This window comes from Synechococcus sp. RS9909, from assembly GCF_014279595.1.
In the GTDB taxonomy this organism is placed as follows: Bacteria; Cyanobacteriota; Cyanobacteriia; order PCC-6307; family Cyanobiaceae; genus Synechococcus_C.
Window position 1 is genome coordinate 1,909,070 of sequence record NZ_CP047943.1, and the last position, 14,743, is coordinate 1,923,812.

Annotated in this window: 26 protein-coding genes; 11 read left to right on the forward strand and 15 right to left on the reverse strand. The window is 63.9% G+C overall.

Annotated features, from left to right (window positions below; genetic code table 11):
* Window positions 1-14: 14 nt before the first annotated feature.
* From SynRS9909_RS10005 to SynRS9909_RS10020, 4 genes are read right to left on the reverse strand one after another with little or no spacing between them, the layout of a single operon-like run.
* Window positions 15-809 (reverse strand): J domain-containing protein, encoded by a 795-nt coding sequence (locus SynRS9909_RS10005; RefSeq protein ID WP_007101865.1) that lies wholly within the window; start codon window positions 807-809, stop codon window positions 15-17.
* 15 nt (window positions 810-824) lie between these two features.
* Complete coding sequence (locus tag SynRS9909_RS10010) at window positions 825-1,490, reverse strand: SDR family oxidoreductase (protein ID WP_007101864.1); 666 nt, start codon at window positions 1,488-1,490, stop codon at window positions 825-827.
* Between the two features lie 46 nt (window positions 1,491-1,536).
* Entirely contained in the window at window positions 1,537-1,692 is a 156-nt protein-coding gene (locus tag SynRS9909_RS10015) for a hypothetical protein (RefSeq protein WP_007101863.1), read from the reverse strand.
* Between the two features lie 4 nt (window positions 1,693-1,696).
* Window positions 1,697-2,266, reverse strand: a complete 570-nt coding sequence (locus SynRS9909_RS10020) for a zinc ribbon domain-containing protein (protein ID WP_007101862.1) — start codon at window positions 2,264-2,266, stop codon at window positions 1,697-1,699.
* A gap of 127 nt (window positions 2,267-2,393) precedes the next feature.
* On the opposite strand from SynRS9909_RS10020, the gene SynRS9909_RS10025 reads away from it, so the two are divergent.
* Window positions 2,394-2,561 (forward strand): hypothetical protein, encoded by a 168-nt coding sequence (locus SynRS9909_RS10025; RefSeq protein ID WP_007101861.1) that lies wholly within the window; start codon window positions 2,394-2,396, stop codon window positions 2,559-2,561.
* A gap of 11 nt (window positions 2,562-2,572) precedes the next feature.
* Here SynRS9909_RS10025 and dcd read toward each other — a convergent pair whose 3' ends face one another.
* Window positions 2,573-3,097 carry a dCTP deaminase gene (gene dcd, locus SynRS9909_RS10030; protein WP_007101860.1) on the reverse strand — a complete coding sequence of 175 codons (525 nt, stop codon included), beginning with the start codon at window positions 3,095-3,097 and terminating at the stop codon, window positions 2,573-2,575.
* 77 nt (window positions 3,098-3,174) lie between these two features.
* On the opposite strand from dcd, the gene SynRS9909_RS10035 reads away from it, so the two are divergent.
* On the forward strand, window positions 3,175-3,507 hold the full coding sequence (locus SynRS9909_RS10035; protein ID WP_007101859.1) for an MliC family protein: 333 nt from the start codon (window positions 3,175-3,177) through the stop codon (window positions 3,505-3,507).
* A gap of 118 nt (window positions 3,508-3,625) precedes the next feature.
* Complete coding sequence (locus SynRS9909_RS10040) at window positions 3,626-3,799, forward strand: hypothetical protein (protein WP_007101858.1); 174 nt, start codon at window positions 3,626-3,628, stop codon at window positions 3,797-3,799.
* A 27-nt stretch (window positions 3,800-3,826) separates the two neighbouring features.
* On the opposite strand, the gene SynRS9909_RS10045 is transcribed toward SynRS9909_RS10040, so the two are convergent.
* Window positions 3,827-4,060, reverse strand: a complete 234-nt coding sequence (locus tag SynRS9909_RS10045; RefSeq protein WP_038001174.1) for a hypothetical protein — start codon at window positions 4,058-4,060, stop codon at window positions 3,827-3,829.
* 685 nt (window positions 4,061-4,745) lie between these two features.
* Between SynRS9909_RS10045 and SynRS9909_RS10050 the strand changes: the two genes are divergently transcribed.
* Window positions 4,746-4,979, forward strand: a complete 234-nt coding sequence (locus tag SynRS9909_RS10050) for a hypothetical protein (protein ID WP_240307758.1) — start codon at window positions 4,746-4,748, stop codon at window positions 4,977-4,979.
* A gap of 41 nt (window positions 4,980-5,020) precedes the next feature.
* On the opposite strand, the gene SynRS9909_RS10055 is transcribed toward SynRS9909_RS10050, so the two are convergent.
* Entirely contained in the window at window positions 5,021-5,176 is a 156-nt protein-coding gene (locus tag SynRS9909_RS10055; protein WP_162858321.1) for a hypothetical protein, read from the reverse strand.
* 783 nt (window positions 5,177-5,959) lie between these two features.
* Between SynRS9909_RS10055 and SynRS9909_RS10060 the strand changes: the two genes are divergently transcribed.
* Window positions 5,960-7,408 (forward strand): hypothetical protein, encoded by a 1,449-nt coding sequence (locus SynRS9909_RS10060; RefSeq protein WP_007101852.1) that lies wholly within the window; start codon window positions 5,960-5,962, stop codon window positions 7,406-7,408.
* Window positions 7,409-7,461: 53 nt separating this feature from the next.
* Window positions 7,462-7,887: a DM13 domain-containing protein gene (locus tag SynRS9909_RS10065; RefSeq protein WP_162858320.1), complete on the forward strand. Its 426-nt coding sequence runs from the start codon at window positions 7,462-7,464 to the stop codon at window positions 7,885-7,887.
* Window positions 7,888-7,906: 19 nt separating this feature from the next.
* On the opposite strand, the gene SynRS9909_RS10070 is transcribed toward SynRS9909_RS10065, so the two are convergent.
* Window positions 7,907-8,209 carry a TIGR03894 family protein gene (locus SynRS9909_RS10070; protein WP_007101850.1) on the reverse strand — a complete coding sequence of 101 codons (303 nt, stop codon included), beginning with the start codon at window positions 8,207-8,209 and terminating at the stop codon, window positions 7,907-7,909.
* Window positions 8,210-8,278: 69 nt separating this feature from the next.
* On the opposite strand from SynRS9909_RS10070, the gene SynRS9909_RS10075 reads away from it, so the two are divergent.
* Window positions 8,279-8,656 (forward strand): DCC1-like thiol-disulfide oxidoreductase family protein, encoded by a 378-nt coding sequence (locus SynRS9909_RS10075; protein WP_007101849.1) that lies wholly within the window; start codon window positions 8,279-8,281, stop codon window positions 8,654-8,656.
* 12 nt (window positions 8,657-8,668) lie between these two features.
* Here SynRS9909_RS10075 and SynRS9909_RS10080 read toward each other — a convergent pair whose 3' ends face one another.
* The gene (locus SynRS9909_RS10080) at window positions 8,669-9,166 is read right to left on the reverse strand and encodes a hypothetical protein (protein ID WP_007101848.1); all 498 of its coding nucleotides are present in this window, start codon (window positions 9,164-9,166) and stop codon (window positions 8,669-8,671) included.
* Between the two features lie 157 nt (window positions 9,167-9,323).
* On the opposite strand from SynRS9909_RS10080, the gene SynRS9909_RS10085 reads away from it, so the two are divergent.
* Together SynRS9909_RS10085 and SynRS9909_RS10090 are read left to right on the forward strand one after the other, a co-directional pair.
* Window positions 9,324-9,806: a hypothetical protein gene (locus tag SynRS9909_RS10085; protein WP_007101846.1), complete on the forward strand. Its 483-nt coding sequence runs from the start codon at window positions 9,324-9,326 to the stop codon at window positions 9,804-9,806.
* Between the two features lie 7 nt (window positions 9,807-9,813).
* A complete protein-coding gene (locus SynRS9909_RS10090; protein WP_007101845.1) occupies window positions 9,814-10,293 on the forward strand; it encodes a low molecular weight phosphatase family protein in 480 nt (159 codons plus the stop codon).
* Here SynRS9909_RS10090 and SynRS9909_RS10095 read toward each other — a convergent pair.
* The gene (locus tag SynRS9909_RS10095) at window positions 10,282-10,929 is read right to left on the reverse strand and encodes an SOS response-associated peptidase (protein ID WP_007101844.1); all 648 of its coding nucleotides are present in this window, start codon (window positions 10,927-10,929) and stop codon (window positions 10,282-10,284) included. The genes SynRS9909_RS10090 and SynRS9909_RS10095 overlap by 12 nt on opposite strands.
* Window positions 10,929-11,831 carry a GNAT family N-acetyltransferase gene (locus SynRS9909_RS10100; RefSeq protein WP_007101843.1) on the reverse strand — a complete coding sequence of 301 codons (903 nt, stop codon included), beginning with the start codon at window positions 11,829-11,831 and terminating at the stop codon, window positions 10,929-10,931. The genes SynRS9909_RS10095 and SynRS9909_RS10100 overlap by 1 nt, the downstream gene beginning before the upstream one ends.
* Before the next feature lie 230 nt (window positions 11,832-12,061).
* On the opposite strand from SynRS9909_RS10100, the gene SynRS9909_RS10105 reads away from it, so the two are divergent.
* Together SynRS9909_RS10105 and SynRS9909_RS10110 are read left to right on the forward strand one after the other, a co-directional pair.
* Entirely contained in the window at window positions 12,062-12,283 is a 222-nt protein-coding gene (locus SynRS9909_RS10105; RefSeq protein ID WP_007101841.1) for a chlorophyll a/b-binding protein, read from the forward strand.
* Window positions 12,284-12,763: a hypothetical protein gene (locus SynRS9909_RS10110; RefSeq protein ID WP_007101840.1), complete on the forward strand. Its 480-nt coding sequence runs from the start codon at window positions 12,284-12,286 to the stop codon at window positions 12,761-12,763.
* Here the strand turns inward: SynRS9909_RS10110 and SynRS9909_RS10115 are convergent.
* The 4 genes from SynRS9909_RS10115 to SynRS9909_RS10130 all read right to left on the reverse strand — a co-directional run bounded on the left by SynRS9909_RS10115 (window position 12,753) and on the right by SynRS9909_RS10130 (window position 14,509).
* Window positions 12,753-13,346, reverse strand: coding sequence for a pyridoxamine 5'-phosphate oxidase family protein (locus SynRS9909_RS10115; protein ID WP_007101839.1), 594 nt, complete (start codon window positions 13,344-13,346; stop codon window positions 12,753-12,755). The genes SynRS9909_RS10110 and SynRS9909_RS10115 overlap by 11 nt on opposite strands.
* Window positions 13,333-14,073, reverse strand: coding sequence for a peroxiredoxin-like family protein (locus tag SynRS9909_RS10120; protein WP_007101838.1), 741 nt, complete (start codon window positions 14,071-14,073; stop codon window positions 13,333-13,335). The genes SynRS9909_RS10115 and SynRS9909_RS10120 overlap by 14 nt, the downstream gene beginning before the upstream one ends.
* Window positions 14,070-14,234 (reverse strand): hypothetical protein, encoded by a 165-nt coding sequence (locus tag SynRS9909_RS10125; RefSeq protein ID WP_007101837.1) that lies wholly within the window; start codon window positions 14,232-14,234, stop codon window positions 14,070-14,072. The genes SynRS9909_RS10120 and SynRS9909_RS10125 overlap by 4 nt, the downstream gene beginning before the upstream one ends.
* A 101-nt stretch (window positions 14,235-14,335) precedes the next feature.
* Entirely contained in the window at window positions 14,336-14,509 is a 174-nt protein-coding gene (locus SynRS9909_RS10130; protein WP_007101836.1) for a Nif11 family protein, read from the reverse strand.
* Between the last annotated feature and the right edge of the window lie 234 nt (window positions 14,510-14,743).

The following is a 14,743-nucleotide window of genomic DNA, read 5'->3' on the forward strand; positions in this document are numbered from 1 at the left end:
GAACCAAGCCACCCTCAGGCCACCAGGCGCTGATAGGCCTCTGTCACCCGCCGGAAAGCCTCGGCAGAGCCACCCATATCGGGATGGTGCTGTTTCACCAAGTGCCGAAACGCCAGCTTGATCGCCTCCTGAGATGCCCCGGCCTGCAGACCCAGCACTGCCAGGGCATCAGCGCGAGAGTTCGAGGCATGGTTGTTGGTCTGCCAGCGATCACTGCTGCGTTGATCCGTACTGCGTTGATCCGTGTGGGTGCGCCGGCTGCTATGCGGACGCAGCCGCTTGCGCAGCTCCGCCACCACCCGGGCCGGATCCTCATCCAGCCACTCACTGGCCCGCACGCCGTAAAGGGCAAAGGCCGCCAGAACGACAGCACGCTTCTTGGTCACCTTGATGCCCACCGCCTTTATCAGGTCGGTGCCCAACCCGCTCACCAGCCGGTCAAGACGCTGCTCAAGACTGAGTTGCGGATGAAAGCTGTTGCGGTTGAGTCGATCCACCAGAGCCTCCAGCCCGCTCTGCCGCAGGTCGGCCCAGCCGGCTTGCCGAGCCATTGCCTCGCCCCAGCGACGCACCTGCTCGGCACTCACCCGCGGCGCAGGGCTGGCGGAAGGTTCCTCCTGCCATTGCGGCGGCTGCACCCATTGCTGATGCCGCTGGTGGTACAGCTGCCGCTCGAGCTCCCGCTGCAAGCGCCGCACCTCCCGACGCAGGGCCTCATTCTCGGCCAGCAGCGCGTCCATATTGATGGTGACCCGCTGGGCCGCACGGGCGCCAGAAGAGGGTCCCCACTGGCGTGGATCAAAGCCCATGGCCTGTGCTCATCATCACCAAGGCAGCAACTCGCCGTTGGCATGCCAGAAGCTGCCGCTGGTCTCAAGAGTGAGGGCATCGATGCGAGCCAGCAGGCCACCCACCGCCTGCTCCGGAGCAATGCCATTGGGGTTGAAGTTGATCATGCGGGTGCGCACGAGCCCCGGATGCAGAAGCGCGACCGCGATCCCCCGGGGTTGAAGGTCGATCGCCAGCGACTTGCCGGCCATGTTCAAGGCCACCTTCGACATCCGATAGCCATAGGAGCCCCCGGAGCTGTTGTCGGCGATCGACCCCATGCGGCTGGTCATCAAGGCCAGCTTGGCCCCTCGCGGCATCTGATCCAGCAACGCCCGCGCCAGCAGCAGCGGCGCCAAGGCATTCAGCTCGAACTGACGGCGGATGCCCTCGGCATCGAGATCCGCCAACCCCATCGACTGCAAGATGCCGGCGTTGAGGATCACCACATCGAGCGGCTGCCCCTGCAGGCGAGCCACCAACTCGGCGGGCGCCGACGCAGCAGCAAGATCCAGCCCCGCTTCAATCCGCACCCCCAGGGCCTCTAGCTCCGCCGATGCCTCGCGGCAGATCGCGATCACCTGGTCGCCCCGCGCCTGCAACTGCCGGCAATACTCCAGGCCAATGCCCCGATTGGCGCCGGTGACCAGAACTGTTGCCATGACGCTCCCCAGCCGTTCCGTTCCATCCTGACGGCAGCGCAGCCCGTCAGCGCATCAAGGGCGTGCCCCAGCGGAGGCGAGTGGGCTCGACTGTCAGAACGTTCACCACAGCACGACCGGCCGTGCTGTTGGCCTTCCAACGGCCCGGATCCATGTTGTCACCAGCCCATTCGTCGGGCGCAACGCGCGGCAGCGTCACCACGACGTCAGCGTTCCAGCGACTGCAGCAGCTTCTTCAGCTTGCCTGCATTGCGCTTCGAGAGACAGGAGATCGTGGCGGCCGTCTGCCCGCGGGTTTCGATCGCGATCGCATCCCAGAACAGGCCGGATCGATGCGAAAACCCGGCCACCTTCTCCCAGGGCAACTCCTCATGCCGGGCCGTGAGGCCAAACAGGCTGTACGAAGAGATGGTGAGTTTCTCCGGTTGCACCACCACCCGCTGCGGATTGAGGCTCAGCTCCAGCAGCAGCGTGGGCAGCAGCTCGGCTTCGATCACCATCGTGCGCAAACCGGCCAGAACATCGCTGCGATCGCCAGGCCTGCTGGAGCGCCCAAGGCTGTTGAAACGTTCAAGGCTGCTGCCGCAATACCGGCAGAGCGTGGCTCCATGGGGACAGAACGATCGACAGGCCTCGCACTGAATCCCTTCCAGTCGGGTGCCACAGGCTCGGCAGACCTCAGCCTCCGAAGGAATCTCCGAGAGGCAGGAGCTGCAACGCTTGAACTCCGGCGCATCGCCTGGAGGGAAAGGCGGCTGCATCGGGGGCATCACCATCGGCGATCAGCGATCGTGTGGGTCGATCCTCCCATTTTCATTTCTTCGGGATGATGTCGAAATGAAATTGCTCTGAAAAAAGGGTCACGGGCGGCCATAGGACAACAGCAGCACTGCGTTCCATCCCATGGCTTTCGTCAGTCGCATCTGCGCGACCTCCCGTGGCTCCACGATTGATGCGGTCGGCGAAGGCCGCTACCGCGTCTGCGATCGGCAGGCGCACTGCGCCGAGGTGCAGGGTCTCTGGCAGGCCTACGAAACCCTGAGGCTTCAGGAGCAGCGCCCCACGGCCTGAACCCACCTCCGTCAGAAACTGCTCTGGGTCTGACCGGCGAATCGGCCGGCGTAATGCTCATCGCCGTCCATCCGCTGGAAGATGAACTGGCAGATCGGTGTCTCGGGATACACCGCCAGCGGCGCCGGGCCGAAATTGCTCATCTCCAGCACCTGCTGGCTGTCGATCCCAGGCCCCATGAACGGTGCACTGATATGCACCATCAATCCCAGTCGGGCGAAGCGGCTGCGTCCCTCCAGCCAGCCGCAGAGTCCGGGGCCGAGCCGCAGACGTTCGCGTGTGATCCCGAGCACGGTCTCGCCGGGCATGATCAGGATGTGTTGGCCGTCGGCAACCTCAACCCGGTCGGTGAGGGCGCGGTAATCGGTGTGCTCACGCACCTCGATCACTTCATGCACCTTGCGAAACACCCGGAAGGTGTTGGCCAGGGTCAGATCCACCGACGCAGGCCCCACCCGGTCAAGGCAGAAGGGGGTGATCGTGATCACCCCATCCTCGATCGCCTGAAGAATGGCCTGGCGTCCAAGCACCACCATGGCGAGATCCTGTGCGGGGCCATGAGTATGGGTGACAGCATCGGCATCATGACGATGCCGCTTCAAGCACTGACCCCATGCCCGCCTTCACCCTGCCCGGCACCTTGCTGGTTGGCCTGATCAGCCTGTCCGTCGTGCAGGGAGACACGATTCGCTACCGCTGCGGCGGTGGGCAGATCATCGAAGCGCAATACGGCTCCCTCAGCGATCAGTCGTTGTCGTTCGTGCGCCTGCGCCTGCCCGACGGGCGCCGCCTCACCCTGCCCCAGGTGGCCTCCGGCTCCGGTGCCCGCTACAGCGCCGACCGAGACGTCACCTGGTGGAGCAAAGGCAATGGCGGTTTTCTCCAAGAAAGGGGCGATGACGGGGAGTGGCGCATCACCCTGGATGCCTGTGATGCGCAGAACTGACGCCGCCCCCTCGTGATTCCACCCCGGAAGAAGCGGTGTTCCAACGGGCCTTGGCGTAGCCAGGCGACCATTTTGCGGTGACCATGGGACGCCCCCACCGGCCTCCAGCCGCAGGCCCATGGTCTTCCCCGAACACGGCCTCATTGAGGAGATCCTGACGTCCTACGCCCGGCAAACCGGTGTGGAGGAGTCGGATGGGGAACTGCAGCGGCGCATCGAGGCGTTCCATGTTCAACTTCTCACCCTCACCCACCAGCAACTGGCCTGGGTGCATCAGGAATGGTGCGTCTGAGGGCTTGCACGTCCGAAGCGTCGGGCCTCAGAAGCTGAGGCGGCAGCGGGCAGCATGCATCTGCAGCTCCCCCGAATAGGCACCCCCACCGGGCTGGTAGGCATAGGGGGCTCGGTTGCCAGCACCGAGTTCGGCGGCGCCGCAATCGAGCGGACGTCCATCGATCTGCAGGGAAAACTCTTCGACGGTGAGCCCCGGTGCCTGACGACTCTCCTTTCGAATCTCCACCGGTGGCAACGGCGGAATCGGTGGTGGATCCATCGAACAATCAGCAACAAGCCACAAAAGACCGCAAAGCGGCCTAAGAAGCAAGATGCCATTGCTGTGATCTCAATCGGCGAAAGCCAATGCGTCTGCACCAAGCACGCATCTATTGCGACGCTATTTCGGTCAACAGCACCATGCTCGAATCAACGAGGCAGAGCCTCCCATGCATTCGGTTGTCCTACTTGCGGAAGACAGCCGCAACCATGGCGCTTGGAGAGACAGGTCATGGTCGCCGCTATCTTTCCGCTCGTCTCAATCGTAATTGCATCCCAGACCACCCCGGCTCGGTGGGAACAGCCCGCCACCTTCTCCCAAGACAATTCCTCGTGCCGCGTAATCAATCCGAACAGGCTGTAAGTGGAGAGGGTGAGTTTGTCGGGCTCCACCAACGCTCGCTGCGGGTTCAGGCTCAGTTCCAGCAGCAGGGTCGGCAGCCGGTCAGCTTCTATTCCTGCCCGCAACAGCGACTGATCCGCGCTCCCTCGGGGCAGAAACTGAAGCAGGTATCGCATTGAACCCCTTAGATCCGGGTGCCGCAGGCCCGGCACACTTCAGCGGTGAACGGGATCTCACTCAGACAGACGCTGCAGGCCTTGGTCTCTGGCATCTCGCCCGGGGGGTCATCAACATGGCAAGAGGATACTACCAAACTACGATGGCTTTATGTCTAGCGGCGATGATGGCAACGACGGCAAGCGACTCGGTGAATCCGATCAGCAACGCGGTCGACCAACTCGCCGCCAGCGTGTTTCCCCAGGCCTCGCTCTCTCAGCTGCTGCTCACCCTGTTGTTTTTTGGCCTGATCGCCCTGCTGGTCGGCGCGCCCGTCGCCCGGCGACGGCGTCACTTGCAGCAGTTTCAAAATCGGGTCAAAGAGCGGGAGGCTGCGGATCAGAACCCGGATGACCACTGATGATGCGAAGGATCGGTACAGCACCGAGAACCTTGGCAGCACTAAAGCTCGAACATCGTGCCCAGCAGATTGGCAGGGTGTTCGGCACCGTCGGTGCGCAGCAACTCCAGCTGCAACAGCATCAGAACATGGGCTGAGAAACGAACCGCCGAGAGGATCGCCAGGCCAACACAGAGGGGGCAGTGCATCAATCCCATGGATGCCGTTTCGGAGGTGCATGCAGCCTCAAGCCGTTATCCCCCAGTGGGAAGGAAACGTGCGATTTCTTGACCTTGCCGGACAGGGCATGCCATCAGCCGTACTGGCGTACCGCGAAAACGGGTGATGGAGGGCTGGGGTTTCCTCGACGCTGGCGACCAGGCGCCCCAGCCAGCGCGGCTGATCTCGCCATCGGCCTGCACTCTGATGCGGGCACGTCATCTCCAATCTCGATTCGCTGAGCACTTCAGGCAATGGGCCTTTACACCGATTGCGCCTGTGTTCCAGACGACCAAGACTTGAAGCATCGAGATCGGAGGCACCGAATGATGGCCGACACTCCACCCGAGCAACTCAAAGAAGCAACCTGACCTTCTGGCCCCTGCTCCAACAGTTTCCACCCATCTGGGAGGGTCAGCCCTTCGATAGGCACTGATTCGGTTTCGCCACGTCGATCGGCGCTCCATCTGCACCGCAAGGCTGTTCCGCAGTCAGCTGTTCCGCAGTCAGCTGTTCCGCAGTCAGCTGTTCCGCAGCAACAGGTGCCCCAAGGAGTTCAACTTCCCTCCCCCTTTGGACCCCTGGCCCCAGGCGCCACCAGCCAGCTGCTTCGTCTTTCCTTTCGCTTCACTCACTGTCCTTCGCATTGGATTTTCTTTTCTGATTCGCGTTCAGTTGTCGACAGGAAACCGATGAATCAACGAGCGACTTAGGCCGTCTCTTCCATCCGGGAGGGGCGGCCTCCCTCTTGGCAAGGCCCCCTTCTTCGCGATCACTGGAGCATGACGATCACCACCCCGCTTCTGCCGCCGATCTCCGGGCGGGAGATCGGGCTTCAGGCCCTGATGCAACGGCCCCCAGGGCCCCAGCCCTTCGGTGCAGGCCTGCAGCTGAACATGATCCGCTCCGCCTTTGCCTGTGCGCTGCACATGCATCAGCCCACGATCCCCGCCGGACCCGATGGAGCCCTGATCTCCCACCTGCAATACATGCTGGACCACCCCGGCGAGGGGGAGAACCACAACGCCGAGCCATTTGCCCACTGCTACCGGCGGATGGCCGAGCTGATTCCCGAGCTGATCAGTGAGGGCTGCGCACCGCGGATCATGCTCGATTACTCCGGCAACCTGCTCTGGGGTGTGACCCAGATGGGGCGTGACGACATCACCGGCGCACTCCGCTTCCTGGCCTGCGACCCGGAGATGCAGGGCCATGTGGAGTTTCTCGGCAGCTTCTGGAGCCATGCCGTCGCCCCCTCCACACCGATCCCGGATCTGAAGCTGCAGATCAGTGCCTGGCAGCATCAGTTTGCGGCGATGTTCGGTGATGAAGCGCTTCTGAGGGTGCGCGGCTTTTCGCCACCGGAAATGCATCTGCCCAACCATCCCGACACCCTGTTCAGCTTCATCACCGCCCTACGGGAGAGCGGTTATCAGTGGCTGCTGGTGCAGGAGCACAGCGTGGAAAACCTGGACGGTGCGCCGTTGAGCCGGGAGCAGTGCCTGGTGCCGAACCGACTGGTGGTCTGCAGTTCCAGCGGTGAGGAGATTGCGATCACAGCTCTGATCAAGACCCAGGGCTCCGACACCAAGCTCGTGGGGCAGATGCAACCCTGCGACGAAGCGCTCGGGCTGGATCGCCTCCCCCTGGGCACCACAACGATGCCCGCCCTGGTGACCCAGATCGCCGATGGTGAGAACGGGGGCGTGATGATGAACGAGTTTCCTGAAGCCTTCCGGCAGGCGAACCGGCGCATACGGGATAAGGGTGACGGCTGCGTGGCCATCAACGGCACGGAATACCTCGAGCTGCTGGCAGCCGCGGGGATCGATGCCGGTGCATTCCCAATCATTCAGGCCGTAGGCCAGAGCCGGCTCTGGGAGGCGGTGGGATCGACCCCGACGCCGGCAGCTCTGCAGGCTGCGATCGAGCGACTGCAGCAGGCCGATCCCTCCTTTGCCATGGAGGGATCCTCATGGACCAACGATCTCAGCTGGGTGCAGGGATACGACAACGTGCTGGAGCCGATGCAGGAACTCAGCGCCAGATTCCATCACCATTTCGATGCAAGCGTCGCCAGCGACTCGGCGATCACCTCAACAGCCCACTATCAGGAAGCCCTCCTGCATCTGCTGCTGCTGGAGACCAGCTGCTTCCGTTACTGGGGGCAGGGCACCTGGACCGACTACGCCCAAGCCATTCACCGGCGCGGCATGGCGCTGCTGGGCTGATGCCGGCGGTTCCAGCAGATCCAATCAAGATGGACGATGTGTGGGTCAACCCGATGCTTCAGCGCACTTCGCTTGCGGCGGCCGCCCTTGGCCTCAGCCTGATTCCGCTCCAGGCCAGCGCCCAGGCCATCCAACGCAGCGGCCGGTTCCTGGCGGCGGAACACCCTGCCGCTGGGCAGGTGCACCTGGAACGGCGGAACGGCAACGCCACGCTGGTGTTCAGCCAAGACTTCCGAACGACTGATCAGGCACCAGACCTGTTCGTGGTGGTGAGCCCCATGGCCATGCCGCTCGAGAACAGTCCAGCGCCGGCGTACCCGCTGACACCGGGAACGTTCCACGTCGTGGCGCCACTGAAGTCAACCAGAGGAAGCCAGCGTTACGGGCTGCCGGCTTATCTCAAAACCAGCGAACAACGGTCAGTGTTGATCTGGTGCCGCCAGTACAACGCCACCATGAGCTGGGCTCAGCTGGAGTGAGGCTTGCCGCCGCTCCAGCTCAGCCGGCTGAGCTGGAGCGGCGGCGCACCACCCTGCGTCCGTCCGGGGTCTGCTCCACCGTCGGTTCGCTCCCTGGGGTCGTGGTGACGTCGTCCCCCTTCGGTTCGTCTTCGGGAGGTTCCATTTCAGCGACAAGGCCCACAATCACCGCCGCCTGCACCTGATCGGCCAGATCACCGATCACCATCAGGGCTTTGAGCGTGAGCTCCAGGCGGGAATCGCGGGGGAGGCCCGGACGCAGCTTTTTCACGCTGGACCAGAGCTCCTGGGCCACCTCCTTCAACAGCGCCTTGTCGGACATCCCGTGGTGTGATCAATTGCATCAACCTACCGCTCTGCGACTCCCTGCCTTTGCCGTCAGACTGGAGAGATGTCCCTGACCCTCGTTTACGACGGCGGCTGCCCGTTCTGCCGCCATTTCGCCCTTCGCAGTGAACTCCTGGGGGGAATCCCCGACCTGCAGATCCGCGATGGTCGTGCCGACCACGGACTGCGCCGGGATCTGCGCCAACGCGGTTTCAACCTCAACAACGGGGCGGTTCTGCTCGACGGCGAGAGGGTGTGGCATGGCAGTGAAGCGATTGCCGTGCTCTGCCGCCAGCTGACGCCCACCGATCCGATGCTGCAACTCCTCCACGGCCTCTTCCGCAATCGAAGGCGCGCCAATCTCCTCTATCCAGGCCTTCTGGCCGCCCGCCAGCTGGCCCTCGGCCTGCGCGGTCTGCCCCTCGATCCGGATCGAATCTGAAATCTCTGCAGATCAGGCGGCGGTCCTTGGTGCCACTGGAGGGTCAGCTGACGGGGTTGGCCAGAGACTGAGTATCAGCAACACCAGAGCTGCGGCGGCCATGGGCAGATTGATCAATGCGCCTGGGGCCTCAGCCGTGGTCGGGATGGTCTTGAGGGCAGGGATGACCAAGCCGCGCATCAGGTATTCGAACACCGTGAGCAGGTAAAAAAGCGGTATCAGAGACCTGTAACGCACAAGCACCAACAGTTCCAGCAAAGCGAGGATCAGCTGGGAGAGTCCCCAGAGAGCGAAGACGCCCACGATCGTTTGCTCTGCAGCGGGTGGATAGGCATCCAGGGGAATGTGAGCGATCGACTGGGCACCACCATCGGCCGCGAAGAGATGGTGTTGACTGCGCCACAACGTCACCACGGTGAGAGGAACAAACAGCCAGAGGGCGATGCGACGTCCTGAAAACTCTGAGGTGACGTTGGCTGGAAACAGGCGTTGAAACCATCCAGTGGCCATGACTGCAACTTGAGACGTTCCCGACCATCATCGGGATGGAACCCGACTGGCGCACCACCCATGAATGGCAAATGGCTGGTCCTCACCATCCTGCTGGCCCTGGCCGGCGTCGCCGCCTATGAATACGTCCTTCTGCAGGGGCTTGCACCCGCCTGAGATGGTTGTCGTGATCTCGCGTCTGATCCTGCCCCTCCTTCTGATAGCCACCGTGGTGCTGCGTCCACCGGCAGCCCTGGCGGCGGAATTGAAGCTCTCCGCCGTGGCGCTGGCCCCCTGCGCCGCCACCGATCCAGGCGCCCAGCCGGGGGCGAGCTGCTACGTGCTCACGGGCACCGTTGAGAACCCCGGCCGCCGTCCCGTGGTCGACACCGACGTCTATGCGCGCATCCTCGATAGCAGCGGCGAACCGGTGCTGCAGAACCGCACCCGGGTGGGATCGATCGGCGATGTGGATCCGGGCTCCCAGCCCTTCGCCCTGCGTCTGGCCGTGCCCACCGGCACCCCAGGCCCCTTTGAAGTCAAGAGCGCCCGCGCCCGTGGCTTCAGTGCTCCGGTGCGCAGCCGCGCCGGCGACGACGAAGAGCTGCTGCCCCTGGAACAGGGCGTGATCAGCAGCCAACCCGACCCCGGCCCCCGCTGATGCCTCCATGGACCGCGTTCTGTTTCTCTGCACCGGCAACTACTTCCGCAGTCGCTTTGCTGAGCAGTGGTTCAACCACAGGGCCCATCAGCTCGGCCTTGAGGGGCAGGTGCGGGCCTGCTCAGCCGGTCTGGGGGTGAGGCCCGACAGCGGCAACGTAGGTCCAATGGCCCAGGAGGCTCTGGCGGCCCTGCGGGAGCGAGGGGTGGAGCTGGATCCAGCGGAGCTGGCCCTGCCGCATCAGGTGAGCGGCCAGGAGCTCGAGCAGGCCACACTCGTGGTGGCGGTGGATGCCGAAGCCCATCGCCCCATGGTCCAGGCCCAGTGCCCTGACTGGGAGGACCAGATCACCTTCTGGAGTGTGAAGGACCTGGGCGAGGGGGAGGCGGATGCCGACCCGATCGCCCAGCTGCAGGGTCGGGTGGAGCAGCTGCTGCAGCGCTGGCGGGATCTGTTCAACGGATGCAGCCCCGGCTCAGAACAGTGAGCCCTGCACCGCCGCCTCCGCTGAAGCGCGCGACGGTGTCAGCGGCCGGGCCTGCCAGCCGTCCGGGGCCCAACCACTCAGCAAAGGCTCGAGAGCGCGCAACTCCGCACCGTCACTGGGCGCCATCCAGGCCTCCTCCAGGCCTGCGGGAATGAGCACCGGCATCCGGTCGTGGAGGGGCCTGATCAGGGCATTGGCCTCGGTGGTGAGCACGGTGCAGGTGTCCACCTCACTGCCATCGGCCCCGAGCCAGCGCTCCCAGAGGCCGGCGATCCAGATGGGCTCACCATCGTCCCGGACAATCCGATGGCCCTTCTCGAAAAAGGAGGTGGCCGGAATCAGGCAGCGCCGGTGTCGCCAGGCGCCACTGAAACTGGCCTTCTCCGCCACGGTTTCCGCGCGGGCATTGAAGGGCCTGGGGCCGGTGGAGGGATCCTTGCTCCAGGAGGGAATCAGCCCCCAGAGCATGAGGGACGCCTCGGTGTGGCCCTCGTCGCGCCGCAGGGCCAGCAGCGGTTCACCGGGACGGATCAGATCCCTGGGGGCGTAATGACGCCGGTGCTCCCCATCCAACCGCTCCCGCAGCGGCGCCGGCAAACCGTTGACCTCGCTGCTCAAGGCAAAGCGACCGCACATCAACCGAGCTCCAGGCAGGCCAGACCAAACACGTCATCCAAGGAAACCGCAGGACAGGGGCCGCGATACATCCGCAGGGTTCCGCCCACCCGCTCAAAACCCAGATCAGCCAGCAGCGGCCCAGCGCCGGGGTTGGCTCCGGGCGAATCGATCAGCACCACCCCCGGATGCTGGCTCAGTAGCTCTTGGATCAGCAATGCCGCCAAGGCAGGCGTGTCAGCGAGGAGCGGCCCGATGCGCCACCCCTCCCCCCGCGGCAACAGGCAGGGGCGGATGCGGCCGAAGCCATGGCAGCGACCCTCGCCATCGATCAGGGCCTTGACGGTGCCGGCGCGATGGGCGAGCCAATCAGCGAGAAAGTGAGGGCGCGGACTCGGTTCCCGTTGAGCGTCGTAGAGCTGCACTGCGGCCTGGGGAATCGCCCCTCCCTCCAGCAGGCGCATCCCTTCCGGCAGGGCAGGGCCCACAAGCGCAGCAGCCTCGCCACTGATCTGCTGACTCATCTGCTGACTGATCCGCTGCCAGCGACTGGTGGGTGAGGCCGAACGGAACCCCCAGCCGGCGTAATCCTCAATCCGGTTGATCGCGGCTTCCAGACCCACGCAGGGGAGATCGGCGAGATGGTCGAGGGCGTGCTGCCAGAGCTGTCGCCCATACCCCCGCCCCCGGTGCTCAGGCACCACGATGTACAACCCGATGAAGCCGTACGCGAGGTTGTACTTGACGCCAGCGATGCAGCCAACCGGCTCGCTGCCCAGCCAACCGATCCAGAGCCCCTGACGGTCGGTATGGCGGTAGATCTCCACATCGCCCAGGCCTGGCGCGAAACCCTCACGCCGGGCCCAATCCGTGAGCCGATCCACCTGATTGGGCTGGAGGGGCCGGATCTGCAACGTTGACATCCAACGGCGCCCAAGCGATCACCCATTCAGGCATGCGCGCACTCAAGCGCACGACCTGCCAGGATTGGTCAAGAAATACAACGCATCATTGACATGACCACGGAATCTCTTCTCACCCTCATGCTCGGCTTCGGAGCTGCGGCCACCAGCCTTGCCTTCTGGAAGATCAGCCAGGCTGGATCGAGCTCCAGCGAAGGCTGAATAAGCTCCCAGCATCCGACCTCGCTCCGATGCCTCCTGATCCTTACCTCTACGAGCCGCTGGAGAGCTTCGGGGAGAGCCTCAGCTCCCGGAAGCCATGGAACACCTCCGCCCTGATCGCAGTTGAGCGACTCAATGGACGTGTCGCCATGCTCGGCTTCGTCGCCGCCCTGATCGGTGAATGGATCAGCGGAGTGGGGCCGGCCGGTCAGGTGATGGCACTGCTGCGCTGGTATCTCAGCCTCGGGTGAATGATGCATCCACCCAGCAGCAGTGAGCTGCTCAAGCTTGAGCAACAAGTCCGCCGTGAGGGAACTGGCATCAGAAGTTCCGACCTGCAGGGATCCTGGCGCCTACAGAGTGTCTGGTCTCGCAGCGGCACGGAAACCAGCGCTGTCACCAGCTGGATGCTGCGCCTTATCAACGCCCGACTGGAACTGAGCGAGACGGGTGATGGATCGCTCTCCATCAGCAACGCGGTGAATCTGGGAGCTCTGGAGCTTCGTTTTCGAGGCATCGCTCAACTCCATGGCCAACGGCCCCTCTTGCGCTTTCAGTTCGACAACCTCTCCCTGAGCTTCAGCAATCAAACGCTGCTGCAGCGCCCACTCAACCCAACAACAGAGCCACGTCGTCAACCCTTTTTTGCCCTGATCCGGCGTGATCCCTCCGGCTGGCTGGCCGCCCGCGGTCGGGGTGGTGGATTGGCGCTTTGGAGCCTCAAGGGTTGAGGTGCTGTTCCGGCCAACCCTGATCCCGCAACCAGCAGCGACGGCGATGGGGGTGGGGTTTGAGATCGAGCTGCTCCACCCGCTCCAGTTGCACTCTGATCAAAGCAAACACGTCCGGCTGGGGGACACCATCAGGGATCTGCTCAGGCCAGGGGCCCTCCGTCTTGAAGGGGCCTCCTGGCTGGGGCCAGTCCCAGACTGCACGCCCCCGAGGCGTGAGCCGCTGCCAGTGATGCTCAAGGGCCTCGTGATCCTGCTCGCCATCGATGACCCGGGCGAGGCCGCGCAGACGAAATTGCTCGCGGGTTTTGCGAAACAGCCAGCACAGTTCCACCCTGGGCTGATGCCGAAGGTCGTTGGGCTTCTCACTGCGCGTATCGGTGAGCAACTCCAGCTCCCCTTGGGCACTCCAGCCGCGAAACACCAACGTCCTCACCCGAGGACAGCCCTCCGCGGACACCGTGGCCAGTTGCAGCCAACCAGCCCCAGGGGCGCGACCCTCCCGTTGCCGAGCGGCACGCAGGAGGGGGCGCCAGGGAGGTAATGCCCCAAGCGCCCCGTCGGCCATCTCAAGCTGCTGCATCAGCCTGCAACCAGGGATCAAGGAACGCCAGGGGCCGATGCATGGTGGCCGAGAAGCCGAGGATCCCCCTATCCCGGTGGACGTAAAGCGGGGAGTCATCGGCAGCCAACAGAAACGTTCCACCCCGTTGAGTGATGAAACGGTCATCGGGCACATAGGTGCGCCAGCGACGCAACACCTCGTTCATGTTGCGCAAACGCACAGTGGCCAATTCGAACGGACGCTGAAAGCCATGGCCGCCAGCACGTCGAAAGAGAGCTGCAGGAAACGCTGGCAACACCCCGGTTTCAACCACCGCCTCGTCATCGAAGCACTGCGGTGCTCTGCGATCCCCGGTGTAACCACGCACCACCTCAGCCAGCGTTCCGGGCGAACCGATGCCCGCGCACATCAGGAACAAAGCAGGCCAAGGGCCTCCCGGCAGCTGCAGGCCGGGAGAGCATCCCAGGGCACGATGCAGGGAGGCATCCGCCTCAACCTGAAGTCGTTCGCGGGGGAAGCCTGTGAAAGCGCAGAAGCGATCGGCGCCGGCGCCGTCTCCAATGGCGATCGCCAGAACCTGGATGCCGACCCGGTCAAGCTGAGGCAGAACCGGCACCAGCGCCTGGGCGTATTCGAGAGAATCAAAGTCCCCAAGCTGGCTGAGCAGGAGCACGAGTCGGGGTGCCCCAGCTTCCATGCCAGGAACCGCTGCCAGGCGCGACAACAACGGCTGCAGATCGATCATCCCAGGGGCGGCAGCAACTCAGGCTCCGGGGTCGCCAGGGCTGCACAGGGTTCAACAGCGGCCACGTCAACCTGAAAAGCGAACTCCTGCAATTCCGCATCCAACTCCAGCAGCATCAGGGCCAACGACTGAGCCAGATCTCTGCTGAAGGTTCGCGACATGCCAGGTCTCATGCGGGACTCATCCCTTGTAGAAGGCCGGCAGCCACCGCCGTGGCTGCCGTCGCAGCTCAAACACAAAACGTGCCGGAGCCGCGGATCGATCACTGGTGCTCTCGCTGCCAGCGGGTCAGATTCGCTGGAGAAAACCTGTGACCGTGACGGAGCGCAACCTTGGCAACACAGGTGTTGTCGGTGCCGCAGCTCTCCACTTCACGACGGATCGTGTCGTTGCTTTGAGCCTTGGCGAGGAAGGTCTCCAGTTGTTTCATCGACATGGGCAAGCCGGCGATGGGACTCCCCACCGCTAGGCACCAACCCGTGGGTATGGAGCGACACATCGCTTTTTCTTCGGCTATGGGGCGCTGGGAGCTAATCCCAGAAGCCTGGCCAAGAGGCGCTTAACCCCAGCATGGGCCCCGTCGAACCGGCGATGTCGACCAACTACGAGATATCAATGCCCGCCCTGGCTTGGGCACCACTCAACGACAGCGGCATAGGTCATGACCCAT

Bases quoted from the DNA above. Each gene is read 5' to 3' on its own strand.
- SynRS9909_RS10040 (WP_007101858.1), top strand. From the start codon at position 3,626: ATGGTCTTCCCCGAACACGGCCTCATTGAGGAGATCCTGACGTCCTAC.
- SynRS9909_RS10080 (WP_007101848.1), bottom strand. From the start codon at position 9,166: ATGGCCACTGGATGGTTTCAACGCCTGTTTCCAGCCAACGTCACCTCA.
- SynRS9909_RS10005 (WP_007101865.1), bottom strand. From the start codon at position 809: ATGGGCTTTGATCCACGCCAGTGGGGACCCTCTTCTGGCGCCCGTGCG.
- SynRS9909_RS10020 (WP_007101862.1), bottom strand. From the start codon at position 2,266: ATGGTGATGCCCCCGATGCAGCCGCCTTTCCCTCCAGGCGATGCGCCG.
- SynRS9909_RS10090 (WP_007101845.1), top strand. From the start codon at position 9,814: ATGGACCGCGTTCTGTTTCTCTGCACCGGCAACTACTTCCGCAGTCGC.
- SynRS9909_RS10010 (WP_007101864.1), bottom strand. From the start codon at position 1,490: ATGGCAACAGTTCTGGTCACCGGCGCCAATCGGGGCATTGGCCTGGAG.
- SynRS9909_RS10130 (WP_007101836.1), bottom strand. From the start codon at position 14,509: ATGTCGATGAAACAACTGGAGACCTTCCTCGCCAAGGCTCAAAGCAAC.
- SynRS9909_RS10125 (WP_007101837.1), bottom strand. From the start codon at position 14,234: ATGTCGCGAACCTTCAGCAGAGATCTGGCTCAGTCGTTGGCCCTGATG.
- SynRS9909_RS10045 (WP_038001174.1), bottom strand. From the start codon at position 4,060: ATGGATCCACCACCGATTCCGCCGTTGCCACCGGTGGAGATTCGAAAG.
- SynRS9909_RS10025 (WP_007101861.1), top strand. From the start codon at position 2,394: ATGGCTTTCGTCAGTCGCATCTGCGCGACCTCCCGTGGCTCCACGATT.
- SynRS9909_RS10120 (WP_007101838.1), bottom strand. From the start codon at position 14,073: ATGATCGATCTGCAGCCGTTGTTGTCGCGCCTGGCAGCGGTTCCTGGC.
- SynRS9909_RS10065 (WP_162858320.1), top strand. From the start codon at position 7,462: ATGCTTCAGCGCACTTCGCTTGCGGCGGCCGCCCTTGGCCTCAGCCTG.
- SynRS9909_RS10050 (WP_240307758.1), top strand. From the start codon at position 4,746: ATGGCAACGACGGCAAGCGACTCGGTGAATCCGATCAGCAACGCGGTC.
- SynRS9909_RS10085 (WP_007101846.1), top strand. From the start codon at position 9,324: ATGGTTGTCGTGATCTCGCGTCTGATCCTGCCCCTCCTTCTGATAGCC.
- SynRS9909_RS10055 (WP_162858321.1), bottom strand. From the start codon at position 5,176: ATGGGATTGATGCACTGCCCCCTCTGTGTTGGCCTGGCGATCCTCTCG.
- SynRS9909_RS10060 (WP_007101852.1), top strand. From the start codon at position 5,960: ATGACGATCACCACCCCGCTTCTGCCGCCGATCTCCGGGCGGGAGATC.
- SynRS9909_RS10070 (WP_007101850.1), bottom strand. From the start codon at position 8,209: ATGTCCGACAAGGCGCTGTTGAAGGAGGTGGCCCAGGAGCTCTGGTCC.
- SynRS9909_RS10100 (WP_007101843.1), bottom strand. From the start codon at position 11,831: ATGTCAACGTTGCAGATCCGGCCCCTCCAGCCCAATCAGGTGGATCGG.
- SynRS9909_RS10075 (WP_007101849.1), top strand. From the start codon at position 8,279: ATGTCCCTGACCCTCGTTTACGACGGCGGCTGCCCGTTCTGCCGCCAT.
- SynRS9909_RS10110 (WP_007101840.1), top strand. From the start codon at position 12,284: ATGATGCATCCACCCAGCAGCAGTGAGCTGCTCAAGCTTGAGCAACAA.
- SynRS9909_RS10095 (WP_007101844.1), bottom strand. From the start codon at position 10,929: ATGTGCGGTCGCTTTGCCTTGAGCAGCGAGGTCAACGGTTTGCCGGCG.
- SynRS9909_RS10115 (WP_007101839.1), bottom strand. From the start codon at position 13,346: ATGCAGCAGCTTGAGATGGCCGACGGGGCGCTTGGGGCATTACCTCCC.
- SynRS9909_RS10035 (WP_007101859.1), top strand. From the start codon at position 3,175: ATGCCCGCCTTCACCCTGCCCGGCACCTTGCTGGTTGGCCTGATCAGC.
- SynRS9909_RS10105 (WP_007101841.1), top strand. From the start codon at position 12,062: ATGCCTCCTGATCCTTACCTCTACGAGCCGCTGGAGAGCTTCGGGGAG.
- dcd (WP_007101860.1), bottom strand. From the start codon at position 3,097: ATGGTGGTGCTTGGACGCCAGGCCATTCTTCAGGCGATCGAGGATGGG.